Origin of the sequence: Neobacillus bataviensis LMG 21833 (assembly GCF_000307875.1) — a bacterium.
GTDB lineage: Bacteria > Bacillota > Bacilli > Bacillales > Cytobacillaceae > Neobacillus > Neobacillus bataviensis.
In genome coordinates, this window is the sequence record NZ_AJLS01000055.1 from 18,400 (window position 1) to 33,137 (window position 14,738).

Sequence of the window (14,738 nt, forward strand, 5' to 3'; positions counted from 1 at the left end):
ATTACATAACGTGAATAGTTTATCAAAGAATTGAAAAAGAGGAAAGTAAATGGGCTTTAATCAATAGAACCGGTCTTAGTTATAGTATTTTTTACTTCAACATCAAATTTTGCATTTTTGTATTTTTCTTTCCATCCTTTTTTAGAAATCCTTTTCCCGCGTGTACTGGCGATATATTTTTCCCCAAATCCTGCAGGATCCACACCATTTTTTTGAAAACCTAGGAGTAATTTTTTTATCTCCTTTTCCATTTCCTTATTAGCTTCATTTTCAATATACTTAATTTTCTCCGGAGAAGACAAATCTAATGGCTCTGTAGCTTCCAACAATATTGATGCCAAGTCTATTTCTATTTTATAACGAAGGTTTTGTTTGTCGACTAATTTAATTTTAGAATGACTGCGAATATTATCTAGATTAAGATAAAATTTATTGTAAACCGTTCGATAAGCAATACCTTCTTCTTTCCTGATGACTTTTTTAAATCGGGATCGGGTAAAGCTAAGTTCGAATGACCCGGATCGATATTTATCTGATAAGACTTTTAAGTAAAAAAGTTGGTCACTATTAAGTGTACTAACCATCCTGTCTTCCTTAAAAAGGGCAAGGCCCGATATGACAATGGCCCCATTCTTTATTGTTAAAATGGGCAACACTGGGTCCTTTCCGTGATCACTAAAGAAATGATTGAATTCATGCAGTGTGGGAGAAAGGAGCTGCTCACTCTCAACATTTTGTTTAATTAAATTATATAAATACGTCCCAAGGTCAGATTTTAGACTCTTTTGTTCAATATTAAGAATAGATGAAGCATCACCTTCAGCAACCGTTAAGTAAACCGTATTTCCAATGCTTGGATCGCGATTAAGGGCATCTACAAGCTGAATAATTCCCCGCTTTGCCAATTCCCTACTGTAGATTACACAGCGAAGCTGGCCCATGACAAGATTTTGGTCGGTTTCAAGATTTTGTTCTTGGCGGATAGCCTTACTTGTATTGCCATCAACAGTAATGATTTTCGTAAGATTTTTTGCTAACGGATCAAATTTATGGACAACTGCTGAACCTTTAATCCGATTTTCCTGTTCTAGATCATACCCCACTGCCGTCATTAATCCTAACTTTTCCAACTGTTTTCGCTCAACACATCCCGATAAGAAAATGATGGAAGAAAGAAGGGCTGCCAGCAGATTCCACTTAGGATCCTTCAGCATGTGTTTTTTTCCTCCTTGATAACCGTTTTTTCAAAAAAACAATAATGGAAAGAACAATTGGGTAGCAATAAGCCGCATAAAACGCTATTTTTGCAACTATATCTGTAACCACATTCTCTTGATATCTTGCTTTTATGAAAAAAGTGGTACTAAAAGCGAGTATAGCTATGATCCATACTCCCCATTTTTGCTTTCGTTTAAAAATTCTCGAAAACCCTTTTGAGGCCGCCCATAAGTAAGCACACAAATTTGGTAAAATTACCAGCATCCAAAAGGAAACAACAATAAACTCAAACCTTTCTAGATTGGGAAGCTTGACAACTTTAAACATCGAGATCACAGGCCAGATCACATTTTTAAGGCTATCTTCAGCAAAAAAGATAATCGAAATAAATGTAAGAATTGTAAATGTTAGAGTCGTAAAAGCATTGCCAATCTGGGCATAAAGATGGGCCTTACGTTTTTCCTTAATGAAGGGATAGACGAATAAGATTAATTCAAAGCCCATCATCGAGAAAGTAGTACTTTTAACACCTTTTAGCAGGTGTTTTATATCTACATTCATAATTGGAAATATATGCGCAATGTCCGCATACCGTAAAGGTACTATTTGAATTAAAATAAGCCATGCCGTACCCATAACAGATAGAAATGCTACCCCAACAACCACTCTAATACCACCATAAACAGCATAAACGGATATCAGGATAAGAACGAAAGCAAGCTGCCAAGTGGGTAAAGTGGAGAAAATCCACACCTGAACAATTTCAATATAGTTCATCATGATAATAAAAAAAGCGGTGGACATATAGAGCATGTAAAGAATGCTCAGAAAATTACCTAGCCATTTTCCGAATACATCGACATGAATCCCGTATAAATCAGCACTTTCATATTGATTAAGCATCATCATCATGAACCACAAAATAATGGCAACGAAAACACCGCCTAATATCACAGAGATCCACGCATCATGCTTGGCCTCTAGAAAAACGATTCTTGGCAGCCCGACAACCCCCACCCCAGCTTGGACTGAGTGAATAATAAACATGAGAAAAAACGCATTAAACAACATACTTTTTTTGGGATGTAAATTCACCTTCATTTTGTTCGCTCCTATTCATCTACATCCTTTTTTTTCGCTTTTTGCGGGGAAAATCGCTGCACATCGATTGGGCGGTTCGATATTGGCCGCTTTGAAAGATATTGAGTTGGAACGCGGAAGAAACTATATCCCAGGTCTTTCCACCTTAACGGATAGACAGGTGAAAGATAGGAACCTCCCATCGTGTCCAATCTTAGGAGATGAATGAGGAAAAAACAAAAAGCAACCATGATCCCAATTCCTCCCCAAAAACCCGCTAACAGAATGATCGGAAACCGGATCATTCTAATGGATGTGCTCATTAAATAACTTGGAGTGGTAAATGAGCCAAGCGCACTCAGGGCAATGATAATAATTAAAATATTACTCGTAAATCCGGCATCTACTGCTGCTTGCCCGACAACAATACCACCAACGATACCCATTGTTTGACCAACCTTTGTGGGCAGCCTGGCTCCCGCCTCCCGTAAGAGCTCAATAAAAAATTCAAGCAGGAGAGCTTCAAACACAGGTGGAAATGGTACATTTGCTCTAGATTGTCCAAGTGAAACAAGCAATGGTGAGGGAATGATTTCATAATGATAGGTTAAAACGGCTACATAGGCAGGTGTAAGAAGAACGGACATAAAAGCTGCCAGTAACCGTAAAACTCTTAGACCAATCCCCATGTTCCAGCGCATATACACATCTTCTGTGGACTCAAAAAAAGTAAAAAATGGAGTTGGGCCATATAAGGCATCTGGACTCCGGTCCATTAGGACAACAACCTTTCCCCTCATAAGGGCAATCGAGACCCGATCAGGCAGTTCCGTTGTGACTAATTGCGGGAAAACCGTCCAACTATTATTCTCTATCAATTGACCAAGGACTGTCGTACCAGGAACATGATCGATTTCTAATTGACTTATTTTCTCTCGAAATTCGTTGACATTCTCTTCATCCGCTATATCTTTTATATAGATGAGCTTTGCCTCAGTTTTCGTTCTAGTCCCAACTGTTAAATCTTCCATACAAAGGTTTGTATCTTTGATGTTTTGCCTTAAAATATTTATATTGCCAATCAGTGATTCAGTAAAAGCAATTTTGGGACCGTAAACAAGTGACTCCGTTTCTGCCTTTTCAATTCCTCTTTCCACGGTTTTGCTAACATTACCGAGAATTCCATAGGGCTGTCCTTCCACATAAATATACACATATCCGGCGTTTAACCCCTCAACAACATCATCTATTTGATTTTGAGCAGATAAATCAGCAATAGGAAGGATTTGAACAATTGATTCATAAGTCCATTCATTGTGAGTATTTTCTTGAATGGGCGCTACAATAAATTCATCTAAAGCGGTTTTATCAATTAAGCTCTTCATATAGCAGCAAACAAGTTTGTTGCCACCATGTTTTATGGTTCTAAAAGTCAAATCTTCTCCAACATTGAGTTGACTTTTAATCTGTTCCTTTAATCCATCAATCGTTAAACTATGTGGTTTCGTTCCCTCTGTTTTCTTTTTTCCAGCTAACCATTTGAACATCGGCAACACCTTTTAAGAAATAGTTTTTCTTATCTTTTCCAAAATATTTGATTTTACCCATAAAAGGAAATAGGGTCGGTTTCATTCATTTTTTAATTCAAGTAATGCTTTACCACATCACAATGTAAAAGAACTATTTTCATGAGTTTGAAATATATGCTATGATTATGAATGAGTATTCAGTCAATAAGGAAAGTTACGAATAAAAGGAATGCGATGAAAGGCAGAGTGATTATATGCAGAAAATTGGCCCAATCATGATTTTGGAAGGCCCAAACAATAGTAAGGTTCCCTATTCACGCAGTCTGTTCATTGATTGTCCGGACAAGGTGTTAATCGATAGCGGGGCGGATGCTAAAATCCTGTTAGACATAAACCAAGAATACGGGATTGAATTGATTATTAATACACATTACCACCCTGACCATACCCGTCATAACCACCTATTTAGCGGTGTAAAAAAGTGCATCAATCCAATTGAATTTGAAACAGCTAAAACGGTAGAAGGAGTTGCCCGTGCTAATGGGGTTTATCAGGAATGGGGATCCGCCGGGGTTGAAAAATGGAAAAAATCTCTTCCACAAGAGTGGACGCAAAATCTTGGTGAAATTTCAGGGACGTATGAATATGAAACGGACTATTTATTTGGTGATGTAAAGGTGCAGTTTTTACACACCCCAGGACACACCAGCGGACTTTCATGCCCTTACTTTCCGGATCAAGGTGTCGTCTTCGTTAGCGATTATGATATGACTTCATTTGGCCCATGGTATAATGGCACTGATGGCGATATTGACAACTTTATTGCTTCCGGCAAAAGACTGCTGGCACTTGATGCAGACGTCTATATTACGGGTCACCAAAAAGGAACCTTTTCTAGGCAAGAATTTACTGAGAAAATGGAAAAATTTCTTCATATTATTGATCGAAGAGATGAAACGATTGATAAGTATGTCCGTCAAGGAATGACTTTTGAAGAATTAACGAATATCGGGATCTTCTATCCAAAAAAGAGTTTGGAAAATTCCATTTTCCGGACTTGGGAACGAAGCGGCATTCGCAAGCATTTACAGCGTCTTGGAATTTCATGTTCTACATCTACAGGAGAATTATTGCATGCAAAATAGGATGAGCTTGGTGCCCATCCTATTTTCTATTCTTCTAATCAACATAATACATCAATGCAAGGGCTCCTGGTCCTGTATGTGTACTGACAATTGGGCCAGTGTAATCAATTTCCACGTTTTGAAATCCAGTTAGGTCAATAATACTCTCTTTTATTTTCACAGACAGTTCATAGGCCTCCGCATGGGCAATCCCCACACCACGAATCGTTTTCCCTTTTACGTCTTCTGCAAACTGCTTGGCCATAAATTTAACGACCTGGGAATGGCTGCGAACCTTTGTCACCGGGTTATATTCTGCTCCCTCGAGCGAAGCAATCGGTTTGATATTTAATAGGGAACCGATAAACGCCTTTCCTTTGCCAATTCTTCCGCCTTTTACAAGATTCTCTAACGTATCTACCATAATGTATAATTTCGTATGTTCACGGATGGTCTCTAGTCGTTCAAGAATTTCCTCCGCACTCTTGCCCTGTTTTGCCATTTCGGCGGCTTCCCTTACTTGAAAGGAAAGAGCTTTCGAAATAAACTTTGAATCAACAACAGTCACTTTAGTTTCTGACATCCCGGCAGCGCTTTCTGCTGAGCGAACGGTGCCGCTCATTTTCCCTGTCATATGAATGGAAATGACTTCATAACCCTCTTCACCAAGACGGTCATATACCTCCAGAAAGGAGCCTGTGGAAGGCTGGGAGCTTTTCGGCAATTCTTTTGAACCACTCATATTCTCAATAAATTCAACCGGATTAATTTCCACCCGGTCTAAATAGGCTTCACCATTTATCGTTACAGTCAAAGGTACAATGACAATACCAAGCTGTTCAGCCATTTCATTTGGGATATCCAAAGTTGAATCGGTTACAATTTTAATCTTGCTCATATATTCACATCCCTACCATTACTGCTATGTATTATACAGGTTTCATGTAATGAAAAAAACAAAATCTATCTATTTTATTAAAACTAACCTGAGACCCAATTACCAACCCAAGTATGGAAATAAATTGATTATGAGTAGCACACCAACATAATAAAGGCGGTGTGAGCAGAGCTGGGGTTCACTTCGTTCAGTGTCGAATAATATTTATCAAACGCTAAACTTGTCTATACTAATTCTCTTTTACGGCGCTCCGCCCCTTTTCCATACAAATAAAAGAGCGCCGGTCGCCCGATGCTCGAAAGAAGTAAGTTATGCGTTGTTTTTTAATTCTGCTACTTTAAACAGCTGTTCATAATCCGGCCACTTCATGACCTTCTTCAAATACTCTTTAAAAGAATAACATCTCTTTGGCTTCGTTTCCCGGTCAATAGCAGCGAGAAACGTTCGTAAACGGACTTGGATCATAAATTTATAAGTACTATCTTCCTCCAATACAGGAATATCCATGACTTTAACCTTCTGTCCAACATCATTTTTGAACTCTAGGCTTTTGAATAACAAAATATCAATCCTCTTTTTCACCCGTTTGACTATATTATACACCTATTACAACTCGAAAGCTGTCTAATTATGCTTGGATTAGGAAAATATTTGTGAATTATTTGCAATAAAAAACAGGACACTTTTATATGGCCTGTTGGATTAATCGAAGGATTTGAATGCGTAGGGTTTTATCTTTGCATTCAATTCTGGAGTTTGTTCTAGGTAGTCCTTTTTAATGATGAATAATTGCGGTCTATCATTTTGGGAGGTTTCAGCATCTTTAGGTGTGACATGAGTGAGGTCATTGTTGCAGTTTGGGCATAGCCATTTATCTCTATCACTGCTGCTGAAGGATGGTTGGTGGCATTTGGTACAAAGTTTTTTGTACATATGGGACAACTCCTGTTTTTGGGTTTTTAAACTATTAATTTACTATTTTATTAGTTATGTACATTATTTATTAAAATAGGCCTTGATTTTCAAATATTGCAAATCAAGGTCTTGTTATACACGTCTTTCAATCCTTCTTCGTCTTTTTATGATAAATTGAAAAATGGTTCCAGTTAAAACTAACACGGCTCCAGCTACTAGAATATTAAACATATTTGTTCCGGTTTCGGGAAGTTTCGGGCCGTCAGCTGGGAGGATGCCGCCTAGCGTTCCTTCAACGTAAAACTTAAATTGGAATTCACAGCTTAATCTTTGAAAATCATTTCCGAGTTCACTTGGAAAATAAATACTAAAAGTAAGTTCTTCATGAGTATTACTTTTTAGGTTTCTTGAAACTAGTTTTTCATAATCTTTTAATTTTCCTTTATAAAGTTCACCAGACTTATCAGTAACAGTTAAAACTAATTCCTTATAAATTTTTTCAGAACCTGTTAATAAACGATTGGAAAAAAGATAACTAAAGTCTTTTGTTCCCTCATTTTGAACTATTAATGTTTTGGTAAATACATCTCCTGGTTTAGAATTTATAATTTCAAAAAATACCTTATGGGGGCTTGTTGAAATATCAATTTCCTTTATATTTCCTTCAGCATCTACATTTTTTATAGGGAAAATAAAAGCAATACAAATACTAGTAAATAAAAACAAAAGCAAAAATTTTGTTTTCATACCTTACACCCCAAATTGTATTTTTTAAAGGTGGGCTAACTTACACCCACCTTTCTTATTTATAATTTTATTCGTTTGTATCCTTCCATGCGTCATTATCTGTTTTATCGGAGCCTAATAGTTTTTTAGATGAATCTGTAGTTTGTTGATCACCGATTTTTCCATTTCCTGTTACTGTCCCGTTAGGCCCTTGTTGATCGTGGTATACATCACCCATTACTTGGCGAGCATCTAAGTTAAAGTTAACCTTAGCCTGCATTCCTTGCAATTTATTTTGAGGCTCTTTTGTATCTGGGAATGAAATCATTACACGAAATCTATGGCTTTCCCCAGAATTAATACCATTTGGAGTAAGATTAAGTGTTCCGTCTTTTTTTAAATATAAAGGATTAATTTTATCCTTAAAGTCACCAGCAATTGCCTCTTTTAATGTAATATCTTGAGAGTTCAACAATAGATAGCCATCTCCAGATTGACCTGGACCAGCATCAACAAAATAACTTACCTTTAATGCACTTAAAAAGTCACCATCGGTAGCTCCAGTCTTAAGCGTATTCTCAACTGATACTTTTGAAAAACTCATATAAGTATCTTCAATTGCTAAGCTTCCACTATTCTTTAAAACGAACTGCCTTTCAAAAGTATCACCAGGTCTGATATTTTGAAGATCGAAATTAAGTGGCCAATTTGTTTCAGGATAATTACCTAATTCAAGATCTAACGTACCTGCTGCGAATCCGTTATGAATTGTTGCTTGATCACTAAAGTAAGCAAATGTTCCGCCCCCAATTAATGATAAACCTAGTGCTGCTGATGCCATTCCTAAACCTAATTTCTTTTTAATACCCATTCTTTTCTCCTCCAATTTTCCCCTCATTTTTATGAGGTATGTAGTTTTATATTGAACCCTTATGTTTTTATAAGGAGTTGCAACCAGTTAAACGGTTTCTTGCACATCTTTTGATTTTTTAGAATTATCGATTTCCCTTAAAGCTTTAAATATAGTAAATCCAGAGTATGCAAGTAAGAGTAAGCCAGGCAGAATTAATAATAATGCTGTTCCATTTTTTGATTTTGCATAATCTACTAGGTAACCTACATATGGAATAGTGAATCCTGTATACTTTGCTACAACATTCTGAGCAACTACTGGATCTGTATCAGCATTATCGTTGTTATCACCTTTGGTTTTGTACATTACATGATTAACATTTTTGATTACATCAATTACCCTGTGAGTAGCCATTTGATCATCTGTTATCATAAAAGTGATTACATCACCTTTTTTTAAGCTAGTTTTATCTTCTACCGGCTTAACTGCTATGATTGAACCTGTTTTAAAGGTCGGTTCCATTGATCCGGAAAGGACTGTTTTTAGTTGATAGCCTAAAAAGTTTGGTTCCCCACCTGAGGCTTTGGACGAAATTACCACAAATATCATAAATAGCAGGGTTATAGATAGGATTATGGTTATTAAACTACTAATAATCTTTTTTGCTTTTTTCATGTTTACACCGCCATTGTTAATTAATTTTCTCCGTTTTCCTTTGTTTGATCATTATTAGTTTCCTCAATATTTGAATCAGAACTTTCAGAGGTAATTTCTGTATCAGGTTTATTACTTTGAATCTTTGTTGGATTTCCTTCATTTTCATCATTTTTTTCTTCTATTGTTTGCGATTCTGTTGTTTCATTTGCAGGGGCATCAGATGTATCCTGACGATTTTCATCCTCTAAATCCTTACAATGTTTGTTCCAGAATTCGGAGTCCTTTTCAGCGTCCTTACAAAAATCTTCCGAAACACTAATTGTTCCGCTTATTGTTTCAACATCATTAAAATAAGCACCAGTATCGGTTGTAAGATATGTACCAGTTAGGATCAGAATGTACCATGCAGCAACAATCTGAGCTGCAAATACTAGTTTTTTTTCACTTTTTTTAAACCTTTTCAAACGAGTATGTCGGATGGTATTCCCTCCCTCATTCGTTCTATTAAATTGAGAAGTCTTCTTATGGAGCTTATTGAGAACGAAGTTGGTGACTTTTTTTATCATGTTCATCAACTTCCTTTTAATACTCATTTTGTTCCGTATAACGAACTTATAAGTTGAGTATATGCCAAAATAACGAACTTGAAAAACCCCAATAACGAGCAAATTTTCTTAATTAAGAACATTTTATGGGGTTTTCCTCCTATTATCTTCTGTTTCCTTACTTTTTTGTACTTTATAAAAAAATAATTGTTCTTTATAATGTATATTAATACTGCAAACAAAATAGGAGTTGAGGGTGATGATCGGGGAACGGATTAACCGTTTAAGAGAAAAGAAGGGATATTCGATAACAGAGATGGCACGATTGGCAGATGTTTCAAAGTCTTATTTAAGCCAAATCGAAAGGGGGTTACAATCCAATCCGTCACTATTATTTTTGAAAAAGATTGCGATCCCATTAGATACCAGCGTAGAATACTTATTAATGGATGGAAAGTCACAAAAGCAGCATGAAACAAAACTTGATGAAGAGTGGAAGGCGTTAATTCAACAGGCGATGGAAAATGGTGTGAAAAAAGAGGATTTTCGAGATTATTTAAATTACATACAATTCCAATCCTGGTTGAAGGAACAGAACAAAACTTAAAAAACAGCCCCATTCTTTTTAGAGAATGAGGGCTTTAAATGTTAGATATGTTCGTTATTTCTTGATACCAAAAAGGCCTTAAAGGATTTTTATCCTTTAAGGCCTTTCATTTACATTTAAACTTCCGCTGCCTCTTCCTTATCCTCATCTTGCTTTGCTTCTTGCAGTTTCTTCAACCGTTTACGGTAAACGAATTTTGATAAATTAATACTGACTTCATATAGAAGCAAGAGTGGTAAGGTTACAACAAAATCAGACATAAAGTCTGGCGGTGTAATTACTACAGCAATAATGATCAGAACGAAATAAGCATATTTACGAATTTTTGATAATACAAACGGATTGATAATTCCCAGTGATGTTAAAAACATTACCACTACCGGCAGTTCAAACAACACACCAAATGGCAGTGTCATGTTCATGATAAAGCTAAAATACCTTTCGGCAGTAAAGTTTGTCACAAACATATCTTGACCCATATTTATCAAAAATTTCAATACCATTGGAAATATGACAAAGTAACCGAAAGCAAGGCCAATAATAAATAAGAAAAATAATGCAGGTACATAAGAAAGGGTTATTTTTCTTTCTATTGGTCTTAACGCAGGCTTCACAAATAGCCAAATTTGCAACGCTAAGACAGGAATGGTTCCCGTAATGGCAACAACAGTTGCAAGCATGAAATAGATCCACATAATATCACTGGGCCCAAGAACCATTAGTTTTGTATCCCCTACAAACCAGCGATAAATATCATCAACATAAATAAAACCAACAATAAAAAAGACGATAAATGCCAAAGCTGAAATGATGAACCGTTTGCGCAATTCCTCTAAATGATCAACTAAATTTAATTCTTTATCTTCCATGTACTTCCCCTGCCAATTTCAAAGGTTAAAAAATGGACACGTGAATGTGCTCTCAGATTTAAATGGTTCTAAATTGAGAGATTAACACGGTTTCACGCATCCTTATAGTTTTAAAACGAAGAAGAAAAAAGGTGCAAGACACACATCTTACACCTTATTTAGTCAAGTTGTTCTTTTCTTCTTTAATATCTTCCATTACATCATCCGTAAGTTCGCGGGTTGATTTCTTAAATTCCTTTAAAGTTTGTCCAAATGCTTTTCCGATTTCCGGCAGTTTCTTTGGTCCAAAAATAATCAGCGCTAGTGTTAAAATCAAAATTAATCCGGGTATTCCGATATTAGAAAACATGGATTTACATCCCCTTCAAATGTTGTATATTTCTACTATGATTATAGTATTGAAAGACCATTTTGAGTAAATTATCCGCAATAATTCATAGTTATTTCACAAATTCCAAAAAAAATACCTTTAGAGTGATTTTTAGCATTTTCATCACTATAGACAATTTAACAATTACGACGGCTTAAGTCAATGTCCAATTTGTTGGTTAAATTTTTAAAATATTTTGACAACTGACTTATTTTTGCATATAATTGGAAGAATAAGAACATATACTAAGGAAAAAATAAAAACCTTTGGATGGGATGTGATGAGGATGGAATTTTCACTATGCAGTTTTGATGGAGCCCTCCCTGTTGAGGTAACAATTGATGACGATAACGGAAGATATACCATTCGTAAAAGTGATCGAAGTGGAGAATATTTCAATAGTCCTGTTGAGTTAATTACCTGGGTGAAAACACATTTCCGGGAGGAAGAATTTTGCCATCCCCATGAATTCAGAGGTATGTTAGCGAAAATGGCAGATTATGAATTGAATGGCACATATTTATAATTCATCCAATGGAAAGAAGCAACAGCCAATTTGCTGTTGCTTCTTTCCATTTTGCTATGCCTTCCGCTCATATATCTTAAAATCGTAATCGTAAGGATTCTTTTCATTCTTTATTCCTTTTTCAGAAGAGGTCAATTCCCAATCATCCAGAGTAAATTTCGGAAAATAAGTGTCCCCGTCGAATATTTCATGAATTTCGGTAATATAAAGACGATCTACAAAAGGAAATGTTTCTTTAAAAATTTCTGCGCCGCCAATAACAAAAATTTCATCGTCCTGCTCGCGGCAATACGTGACAAATTCCTCGACTGAGTAAAAAATAGTGCATTCTTCACTTTTATAATCGGGCTGACGGGTAATGACGATATTTTCTCGCCCTGGAAGAACGCGGCCAATCGAATCATGCGTCTTTCTTCCCATAGCAATCGGGTGGCCCATTGTCACACGTTTAAAAAACTTTAAATCCTCCGGTAAATGCCATGGCAATTGATTATTCTTGCCTATAGTGCGATTTTCGTCCATTGCAACGATAAAGGAAATCATACACTGACCACTCCTTTAATGTGTGGATGTGGGTCATATCCTTCTAAAGTGAAATCTTCATATTCAAATGAGTATATATCCTTTACACTCGGATTGATTTTAAGGACTGGTAAGACCTTAGGCTCTCTCCCCATTTGCAGCTTTACTTGTTCAAGATGGTTTTGATAAATATGTACATCTCCAAAAGTATGAATAAATTCTCCCGGCTTTAAATCACATACCTGGGCAATCATTAATGTTAATAATGCATAGGAGGCAATATTAAACGGGACTCCTAGGAAGACGTCCGCTGACCGCTGGTAAAGCTGACAGCTCAGCTTTCCATCTGCCACATAAAATTGGAACATGCAATGGCATGGCGGAAGTGCCATGTTATCGATTTCGGCAACATTCCAGGCATTGACAAGCAATCTTCGTGAATTAGGATTTTCCTTAATCTGGTCAATTAATTCACTGATTTGATCAACGGTTTTCCCGTCGGCACCAGTCCACGAACGCCATTGATGGCCATAAACAGGCCCTAATTCTCCGTTTTCATCCGCCCATTCATTCCAAATCCGCACCCCATTCTCCTGGAGGTAGCGAACATTCGTATCACCCTTTAAAAACCAAAGCAATTCATAGATAATCGATTTTAGATGTAACTTTTTGGTTGTTACTAGTGGAAAACCTTCTTCTAAATTAAATCTCATTTGATAGCCGAAAGTACTGATGGTACCAGTTCCAGTACGATCACCCTTTACGGTGCCATTGTTAAGTACATGCTCACATAGATCTAAATATTGCTTCACTTTGGACACTCCCTTAGCAGCCATTTCATATTTTTTCATTCTATCATAAATAGCTTTTAAAAGGTGCTTTCGATAAATTTAAAAGTATTTGGTGCCTTCATCTTAAGTTCTAAATTAGAACCATCATTTAAATAAAACATGGCAAAGCTCTCGGCAAAATATTCTTCTGGAAAAAGAAAGTACCTGTTTCCGGGAAACAATTGATCATGCTCTTTTTCCCAAACACGCTGAAATTCATGTGATCCACTAATGTCTACACACACGTAGCGATCAATTGAATGTGCCAGTTCATGTAATTCTAAATTAACAGAACCATGTCCTTTTCCTGCTTCACTGGAGCCAATTTTAGCAAGCACAACCTTGGATCCGCCGATGCCTGGTACATCATCCCATGTGACGTTGGCTTGATACCCTCTAGGGACTTTTCCGGCTAATTGTTGGGTCGTAGGATTATCGGTAAGCTTCCCCGTGAAAAGCTTAACATTGATACCATTTTCATTTATTTTTTCCAAAAGAGAACGTGGTAACGAAGCTATACGAGTTATCATAGCGGCTGCTTCTCTTTGATCAAAAGATTGCTCCGGTAACACAATGATTTGATTTAGCAGATTCACAGATTTTTCAGTTTTTATAGAGTTGTAGAGCATTGAATTACGCGGGAAATCCCCAAGTATGATTCCATCAAATGAAGCCTGTGATGTCGTTATGGATGATAAAAACACACCAGCAATAAAAAGGACAACTACCCATTTCTTCATAATAATTCCCCATTTTTCTATAGATAATAGAATTATATCATGAGAGAATTCCTTAAGGAGTGGAACATAAAGGTAATAAGGGGACCCACATAAAAAGAAAAGCCACCAAAACCGGCAGCTTCTCATAAATCTAAACTTCTAATCCAAAGTTTCGGCAAAGGGCAGCTAAACCACCTGCAAAACCGCTTCCTATAGCGTTGAATTTCCAGTCTCCATTGTGGCGGTAAAGCTCACAAATAACCACTGCCGTCTCAACTGAAAAGTCCTCACCAAGATCATATCTTAGAACTTCTCCACCTGTTTCCTCATCAACTAAACGAACGAAAGCGTTGGAGACTTGGCCAAAATTTTGGCTCCTTGCTTCGGCATCATGAATTGTCACGCTGATTGCAATACGATGAACATGGGAAGGCACTTTACTGAAATTAATCTTAATCTGCTCATCATCGCCTTCACCTTCACCAGTCCGGTTATCTCCAGTATGTTCGACCGCACCTGATGAGTGTACTAAGTTATTGTAAAAAATAAAGTCTAAATCCTGCGTAACCCTGCTATTTGCATCTGTTAAAAAAGCAGAAGCATCCAAGTCAAAGTCATGCCCGCCACTATAGCGGTTTGTATCCCAGCCAAGCCCGATAATTGCTTTCGTTAAACCAGGATTCGTTTTGGTTAGATCAATTCTTTGTCCCTTTGCTAAGTTGATACCCAAATAGATCACCTCATTACGAA

Annotated in this window: 19 protein-coding genes; 3 read left to right on the plus strand and 16 right to left on the minus strand. The window is 36.8% G+C overall.

Features of this window, described 5'->3' with window-relative positions; translation table 11 throughout:
• Positions 1–56 precede the first annotated feature (56 nt).
• The 3 genes from BABA_RS08510 to BABA_RS08520 are packed head-to-tail and all read right to left on the minus strand — an operon-like array spanning position 57 to position 3,845.
• Complete coding sequence (locus BABA_RS08510; RefSeq protein WP_007084754.1) at positions 57–1,214, minus strand: Ger(x)C family spore germination protein; 1,158 nt, start codon at positions 1,212–1,214, stop codon at positions 57–59.
• Complete coding sequence (locus tag BABA_RS08515) at positions 1,198–2,319, minus strand: GerAB/ArcD/ProY family transporter (RefSeq protein ID WP_007084755.1); 1,122 nt, start codon at positions 2,317–2,319, stop codon at positions 1,198–1,200. The genes BABA_RS08510 and BABA_RS08515 overlap by 17 nt, the downstream gene beginning before the upstream one ends.
• Before the next feature lie 11 nt (positions 2,320–2,330).
• Positions 2,331–3,845: a spore germination protein gene (locus BABA_RS08520; protein WP_007084756.1), complete on the minus strand. Its 1,515-nt coding sequence runs from the start codon at positions 3,843–3,845 to the stop codon at positions 2,331–2,333.
• A gap of 236 nt (positions 3,846–4,081) precedes the next feature.
• Here BABA_RS08520 and BABA_RS08525 point away from each other — a divergent pair, with 236 nt between their 5' ends.
• Positions 4,082–4,972: an MBL fold metallo-hydrolase gene (locus tag BABA_RS08525; protein WP_007084757.1), complete on the plus strand. Its 891-nt coding sequence runs from the start codon at positions 4,082–4,084 to the stop codon at positions 4,970–4,972.
• A 34-nt stretch (positions 4,973–5,006) separates the two neighbouring features.
• On the opposite strand, the gene BABA_RS08530 is transcribed toward BABA_RS08525, so the two are convergent.
• The 7 genes from BABA_RS08530 to BABA_RS08560 form a co-directional block, all read right to left on the minus strand.
• Entirely contained in the window at positions 5,007–5,849 is an 843-nt protein-coding gene (locus BABA_RS08530; protein WP_007084758.1) for a DegV family protein, read from the minus strand.
• Between the two features lie 309 nt (positions 5,850–6,158).
• Positions 6,159–6,410: a DUF2535 family protein gene (locus BABA_RS08535; RefSeq protein WP_007084759.1), complete on the minus strand. Its 252-nt coding sequence runs from the start codon at positions 6,408–6,410 to the stop codon at positions 6,159–6,161.
• Positions 6,411–6,551: 141 nt separating this feature from the next.
• Positions 6,552–6,782, minus strand: coding sequence for a hypothetical protein (locus tag BABA_RS08540; protein ID WP_007084760.1), 231 nt, complete (start codon positions 6,780–6,782; stop codon positions 6,552–6,554).
• Between the two features lie 114 nt (positions 6,783–6,896).
• Entirely contained in the window at positions 6,897–7,511 is a 615-nt protein-coding gene (locus tag BABA_RS08545) for an LPXTG cell wall anchor domain-containing protein (protein WP_007084761.1), read from the minus strand.
• Between the two features lie 67 nt (positions 7,512–7,578).
• Positions 7,579–8,361, minus strand: coding sequence for a TasA family protein (locus BABA_RS08550; protein ID WP_007084762.1), 783 nt, complete (start codon positions 8,359–8,361; stop codon positions 7,579–7,581).
• Between the two features lie 87 nt (positions 8,362–8,448).
• On the minus strand, positions 8,449–9,018 hold the full coding sequence (gene sipW / locus BABA_RS08555; protein ID WP_007084763.1) for a signal peptidase I SipW: 570 nt from the start codon (positions 9,016–9,018) through the stop codon (positions 8,449–8,451).
• A 20-nt stretch (positions 9,019–9,038) separates the two neighbouring features.
• Positions 9,039–9,566, minus strand: coding sequence for a SipW-dependent-type signal peptide-containing protein (locus tag BABA_RS08560; RefSeq protein WP_007084764.1), 528 nt, complete (start codon positions 9,564–9,566; stop codon positions 9,039–9,041).
• Between the two features lie 238 nt (positions 9,567–9,804).
• Here BABA_RS08560 and BABA_RS08565 point away from each other — a divergent pair, with 238 nt between their 5' ends.
• Positions 9,805–10,152, plus strand: coding sequence for a helix-turn-helix domain-containing protein (locus BABA_RS08565; RefSeq protein WP_007084765.1), 348 nt, complete (start codon positions 9,805–9,807; stop codon positions 10,150–10,152).
• 116 nt (positions 10,153–10,268) lie between these two features.
• On the opposite strand, the gene tatC is transcribed toward BABA_RS08565, so the two are convergent.
• Positions 10,269–11,021 carry a twin-arginine translocase subunit TatC gene (tatC, locus tag BABA_RS08570; RefSeq protein ID WP_007084766.1) on the minus strand — a complete coding sequence of 251 codons (753 nt, stop codon included), beginning with the start codon at positions 11,019–11,021 and terminating at the stop codon, positions 10,269–10,271.
• A 154-nt stretch (positions 11,022–11,175) separates the two neighbouring features.
• Complete coding sequence (locus BABA_RS08575; RefSeq protein ID WP_007084767.1) at positions 11,176–11,370, minus strand: twin-arginine translocase TatA/TatE family subunit; 195 nt, start codon at positions 11,368–11,370, stop codon at positions 11,176–11,178.
• A gap of 307 nt (positions 11,371–11,677) precedes the next feature.
• On the opposite strand from BABA_RS08575, the gene BABA_RS08580 reads away from it, so the two are divergent.
• Positions 11,678–11,917 carry a hypothetical protein gene (locus tag BABA_RS08580; RefSeq protein ID WP_007084768.1) on the plus strand — a complete coding sequence of 80 codons (240 nt, stop codon included), beginning with the start codon at positions 11,678–11,680 and terminating at the stop codon, positions 11,915–11,917.
• Positions 11,918–11,971: 54 nt separating this feature from the next.
• On the opposite strand, the gene BABA_RS08585 is transcribed toward BABA_RS08580, so the two are convergent.
• From BABA_RS08585 to BABA_RS08600, 4 genes are all read right to left on the minus strand, one after another.
• Positions 11,972–12,460, minus strand: coding sequence for a dihydrofolate reductase (locus BABA_RS08585; RefSeq protein WP_007084769.1), 489 nt, complete (start codon positions 12,458–12,460; stop codon positions 11,972–11,974).
• Positions 12,457–13,251 carry a thymidylate synthase gene (locus tag BABA_RS08590; RefSeq protein ID WP_007084770.1) on the minus strand — a complete coding sequence of 265 codons (795 nt, stop codon included), beginning with the start codon at positions 13,249–13,251 and terminating at the stop codon, positions 12,457–12,459. The genes BABA_RS08585 and BABA_RS08590 overlap by 4 nt, the downstream gene beginning before the upstream one ends.
• A 56-nt stretch (positions 13,252–13,307) precedes the next feature.
• Complete coding sequence (locus tag BABA_RS08595; protein WP_007084771.1) at positions 13,308–14,009, minus strand: anthrax toxin lethal factor-related metalloendopeptidase; 702 nt, start codon at positions 14,007–14,009, stop codon at positions 13,308–13,310.
• A gap of 130 nt (positions 14,010–14,139) precedes the next feature.
• Positions 14,140–14,718, minus strand: coding sequence for a TerD family protein (locus BABA_RS08600; RefSeq protein WP_007084772.1), 579 nt, complete (start codon positions 14,716–14,718; stop codon positions 14,140–14,142).
• Positions 14,719–14,738: the final 20 nt, after the last annotated feature.

What these genes read in the sequence shown, in the direction of transcription:
- BABA_RS08510 (WP_007084754.1), bottom strand. Translation starts at nt 1,214, where the DNA reads ATGCTGAAGGATCCTAAGTGGAATCTGCTGGCAGCCCTTCTTTCTTCC.
- BABA_RS08515 (WP_007084755.1), bottom strand. Translation starts at nt 2,319, where the DNA reads ATGAAGGTGAATTTACATCCCAAAAAAAGTATGTTGTTTAATGCGTTT.
- BABA_RS08520 (WP_007084756.1), bottom strand. Translation starts at nt 3,845, where the DNA reads ATGTTCAAATGGTTAGCTGGAAAAAAGAAAACAGAGGGAACGAAACCA.
- BABA_RS08525 (WP_007084757.1), top strand. Translation starts at nt 4,082, where the DNA reads ATGCAGAAAATTGGCCCAATCATGATTTTGGAAGGCCCAAACAATAGT.
- BABA_RS08530 (WP_007084758.1), bottom strand. Translation starts at nt 5,849, where the DNA reads ATGAGCAAGATTAAAATTGTAACCGATTCAACTTTGGATATCCCAAAT.
- BABA_RS08540 (WP_007084760.1), bottom strand. Translation starts at nt 6,782, where the DNA reads ATGTACAAAAAACTTTGTACCAAATGCCACCAACCATCCTTCAGCAGC.
- BABA_RS08545 (WP_007084761.1), bottom strand. Translation starts at nt 7,511, where the DNA reads ATGAAAACAAAATTTTTGCTTTTGTTTTTATTTACTAGTATTTGTATT.
- BABA_RS08550 (WP_007084762.1), bottom strand. Translation starts at nt 8,361, where the DNA reads ATGGGTATTAAAAAGAAATTAGGTTTAGGAATGGCATCAGCAGCACTA.
- sipW (WP_007084763.1), bottom strand. Translation starts at nt 9,018, where the DNA reads ATGAAAAAAGCAAAAAAGATTATTAGTAGTTTAATAACCATAATCCTA.
- BABA_RS08560 (WP_007084764.1), bottom strand. Translation starts at nt 9,566, where the DNA reads ATGATAAAAAAAGTCACCAACTTCGTTCTCAATAAGCTCCATAAGAAG.
- BABA_RS08565 (WP_007084765.1), top strand. Translation starts at nt 9,805, where the DNA reads ATGATCGGGGAACGGATTAACCGTTTAAGAGAAAAGAAGGGATATTCG.
- tatC (WP_007084766.1), bottom strand. Translation starts at nt 11,021, where the DNA reads ATGGAAGATAAAGAATTAAATTTAGTTGATCATTTAGAGGAATTGCGC.
- BABA_RS08575 (WP_007084767.1), bottom strand. Translation starts at nt 11,370, where the DNA reads ATGTTTTCTAATATCGGAATACCCGGATTAATTTTGATTTTAACACTA.
- BABA_RS08580 (WP_007084768.1), top strand. Translation starts at nt 11,678, where the DNA reads ATGGAATTTTCACTATGCAGTTTTGATGGAGCCCTCCCTGTTGAGGTA.
- BABA_RS08585 (WP_007084769.1), bottom strand. Translation starts at nt 12,460, where the DNA reads ATGATTTCCTTTATCGTTGCAATGGACGAAAATCGCACTATAGGCAAG.
- BABA_RS08595 (WP_007084771.1), bottom strand. Translation starts at nt 14,009, where the DNA reads ATGAAGAAATGGGTAGTTGTCCTTTTTATTGCTGGTGTGTTTTTATCA.